This is a genomic window from Rhodococcus sp. BUPNP1, assembly GCF_002215235.1.
Lineage (GTDB): Bacteria > Actinomycetota > Actinomycetes > Mycobacteriales > Mycobacteriaceae > Rhodococcus.
Map to the genome: position 1 here is coordinate 1 of NZ_NERM01000067.1, position 3,563 is coordinate 3,563.

Consider the following 3,563-nt stretch of genomic DNA (forward strand, 5'->3'; position numbering starts at 1 on the left):
GCGGGAACCTTGGGAGGGAGGGACAGGGGTCCGGGGGCGGAGCCCCCGGGGATCGGTAGAGCGATGTGGGTCGGGCCGGGAGTTTCTGTGCCTGTACACGAGGCCCGCATAGACCGAAGGCCCCGACCAGGAGGTCGGGGCCTTCAACGGTTGGACTGTGGTGCGGTCAGTCCTCGTCGGTGCTGTCGTTCTTGCTGCCGCGGGCTTTGCGCCGACGCACCTTCTCCACCTCGGGGAAGGGCTCCCCGCCGTTGTATTCCTCTTCGAGCTTGTGGGTGTACTCGGCGATGGCGGCCTCGATGAAGCTGTTGAGACTGCCGTGTGCGCCGGGGTAGACACCGCGCAGACCCTTTTGAGCGTTGGTCGCAGCGTCGATGACGGATTCGGCGAGGGTGAACGTGCGCCGGGTCAAGGTGGGTTGCTGCACGATCTTCTTCGGTGCTGCGGACCGTGCCGGGACGTCCTCGTCGGGAGCTTCGGCGTCGAACATGCTGCGGATGTCGCTCATGACTTCTTCCTTTGGGTAATGGTGGTGGCCAGGTCGTCATAGACCAAGGCGTGACGCCAACCGTCCTTCGTGTCGGCGAGGGATACTCCGTCGTTGACGGCCCTCTTGATCGGCTCGGCGGATCGGACGCTGCCGAGGACGGGGATGCCGGCCTCGGTGAATTGGGTGGTCCAGGCGCGAGCGAGGACCGTTCCGGACTGCACCTTGTTGAGGATGGTGCCGCGGACCCACAGAGTGCTGTTGTGCCGCTTCTTGATGCTCTGGGCGTACGAGGTCACGCCCTGCATGGCCGCGATGCTGAAGTCATGGGCTTCGTTGAGGACGATGAGTTGGTCAGCGGCCACGAGCGCGCACATCTCGAGGGCATTTCGCGTGGGGGAGCAGTCGATGAGGATGTAGTCGTAGCGGTCACGGATCGGCTCGAGTGATTCCCGCAGGACGTGGGGGCCTTCGATGGGATCGTTGGTGATGTTCTTCTCGGCGGCGATGAGGTGGGCCGCGTTCGCAGGGGCGGCGATGAGATCGACGCCGGGGCGTATTGCATCGAGGATCGCCTCGGCAGCGGGCTTTCGGGTCTCCGGGTCTATATCGACGATGTGATCGGCGGTCACCTTCGCTGCGGCGCGGAGGTCGGGCTGCAACTTGGTGAGGGTGTGGGTGAGGTTGCCGGAGGGATCAAGGTCGACCAGGAGCACCTTTTCGCCGGCACGGGCGAGGGCTTCACCGACGTTGAGCACGGTGGTGGTCTTGCCTACCCCGCCCTTTTCGTTGCCGATCAGAATGGTTTTCGAACTCATGGCCTCCCTTTCCTGATGCAATAATACATCACTTCTGATTCATAAAGCGTGCTTTTTTGGTTCTTATCGGATGGTGGTTTCGTGACTGTTGTGGACTGGGTGGTGTTGCATCTGTTCAGGTGCGGTTTTCATGTCAGTGGTGGATGGAACGGCGACGGCCAGGGCTCGATGCCCTGGCCGTCGGCCACCGCTGCCACTGGGGTGGGGGTGGTGGGTTGAATCTGGTTGCGTTCGCGGGGTTTCCAGTCCTGTCGGCTGGTGCGTGACGCTAGCCAACATCCAACACTATCGGTGGGGGTCGTGCACAGGGGGGCCGCTGGGATTCGCGTCGGGCTCGTGGTCGGCGGTGGGGTCTGTGCGGCGCAGCCGCTCCTTCGGGTTCGGTTCTCGGCCGGCCTCGCGGTGGTGGCAGACCGTACGGGTGTGGCGGATATGGCGGCGGCCCGAGCCGGGGCCGTGAGGGGCGTCCGGCTCGGGCCGTGTGTCAGCGGATCTCGCGGCACTGTCGGCATTCCCACCCTTGGGGGCGGAGAAGGCAGGTTCGTCGTTCTTCGCAGAGCCAGCAGGTCTGGTTGGCTTTTTCGGCTTCGCCGCGTTCCTGCGCTGCGGCTTTTTCATGTTCTGCTGTGCGGCGTTCTCGCTCGGTGTCCAGGTCGTTGTGCTGGGCCGCAGTGGGTAGTGCGCGCATCATGCGGTAGGCGGGGGTAGCCGTAGCATTTGCCGAAAATCGGGCGGATATGGCGTAGTGCCCGGTCGGTGATCCGCTCGGCCTGTTGGGTCGAAACGATCGTCTGTCTCGCCACCGGCTCCTGGCGGGCGCGGCGTATCCGCCCAGCTCGCCGACGATCCGATTCGGGCCAGAACTCGTGTGGGACGTAAGGGCCCGCAACCCAAGGTTGTCAGGAAGTGCAAAGTAGCGGGATCCTGACGACAGGCTGGTGAATTCTCAGGCTCGTGGTGCAGCACTGCTGACGATGCGGTGGATGGTGGAGCGGCCGACGCTGTATTCCTCGGCCAGGTCCGCCAGGCTCGCGTCGTCGGCGGGGTCGTGGTAGCGGCGGTGGATTGTTTTCCGTGCCGTGAGAGGAAGTTTCGGCTGCTTGCCCTTGAGCCTGCCTTTCGCGCGGGCCTTGGCCATGCCCTCGCGGGTGCGTAGGTGGTTGAGGTTGGCCTCGAATTCGGCGACCATGGCCAAGGTTTGCAGGAAGAGCTTGCCGAACGGGTCGTTCCAGTCGTAGATCGAGCTCCCGAGTCCGAACAGCACCTCGCGCTCGCGCAGTTCGGTCAGGGTCTGGCCTGCTTCGGCCATGTTGCGTGCGAATCGGTCGAACTTCGGCGTGGTCAGCACTACCTGTCGCCCGTCGATGGCCGCCGCGGCGGAGGTGACGGCGGCGAGTGCGTTGTCGAGCCCGGCCCGGTTCTTGCGGGTGGTCCCGGAGAACCCTTTGTCGATGAAGATCCGCTCACGCGGCACTCCGAGCGCCAATAGCTGCTCGGTTTGGATCTCGACGTCTTGTTCGTCGGTGGAGCAGCGGCAGTATCCGACGCGGAACGGCTCACCCATGCCGAAAGTGTTCCAGATAGCGGGGGCTGACCGGCACAGTCAGCGGAACACCTCTACGGAACACCGGTGAGCTGGGCCGACGTTGGCTCTGCGTGGTGTTCCGGTGGCCGATCCGGTTACGGAACAGGTCAGGGGGTGTTATCGGTGTGTGGGGGTGTGTTGTGGGTGAGGGCGTGCTGGTGGGCGGTCCGCAGGATGGCCTCGGTGGGAGTGGTGCCGCGTAGCTGGTAGGCGTCGGGTCCGAGCCGGTCGAGGTCCGCCCCGAGCTCACGTGCGTCGATGGGGTGGCGGGCGCAGATGATCAGGAGCCGGGCGTGGGTGGCGTGGGCGAGTTCGGCGGCGTGGTCGACCACACGGTAGGAGCGGTCGGATCCGTCGGTGTCGACGATGATCGTGCGATAGGCCGTCATGACGGGCGTCTTTCACGAGAAGGGAGCGTGTTTTGCGGGGGAAATGGTCGAGATGTATCGGCGGCGTGGTGCGCGGCCGGGGGCCAGTACTGCCAGCACGATCGCCCCGACGGTGGTGAGGGCGGCCAGGGCGAGCGCGGCCTGGCCGCTGCCGTGCACGAACGCGGCCTTGGCGAACTCGGCCAGCGGTGCGGCCACCGGTCCGGCCTGGTCGGCGACCTGCAGCGCCGCGGCCAGGGAATCGGCGACCGGGCCGCGGGCGGGCTCGGGCAACTGGGGCAGGG

General features: G+C 65.6%; 4 protein-coding genes and 1 pseudogene. All 5 read right to left on the bottom strand.

Features of this window, described 5'->3' with window-relative positions:
* Window positions 1-166: 166 nt before the first annotated feature.
* Entirely contained in the window at window positions 167-508 is a 342-nt protein-coding gene (locus B9C99_RS25365; protein WP_088899788.1) for a hypothetical protein, read from the bottom strand.
* Window positions 505-1,305 (bottom strand): ParA family protein, encoded by an 801-nt coding sequence (locus B9C99_RS25370; protein WP_088899789.1) that lies wholly within the window; start codon window positions 1,303-1,305, stop codon window positions 505-507. The genes B9C99_RS25365 and B9C99_RS25370 overlap by 4 nt, the downstream gene beginning before the upstream one ends.
* A gap of 946 nt (window positions 1,306-2,251) precedes the next feature.
* Window positions 2,252-2,869 carry a recombinase family protein gene (locus tag B9C99_RS25385; protein ID WP_006553200.1) on the bottom strand — a complete coding sequence of 206 codons (618 nt, stop codon included), beginning with the start codon at window positions 2,867-2,869 and terminating at the stop codon, window positions 2,252-2,254.
* A 128-nt stretch (window positions 2,870-2,997) separates the two neighbouring features.
* Entirely contained in the window at window positions 2,998-3,279 is a 282-nt protein-coding gene (locus B9C99_RS25390; protein WP_225623914.1) for a universal stress protein, read from the bottom strand.
* A gap of 12 nt (window positions 3,280-3,291) precedes the next feature.
* Window positions 3,292-3,563: pseudogene (locus B9C99_RS25395) on the bottom strand (MFS transporter); the annotation flags it as partial.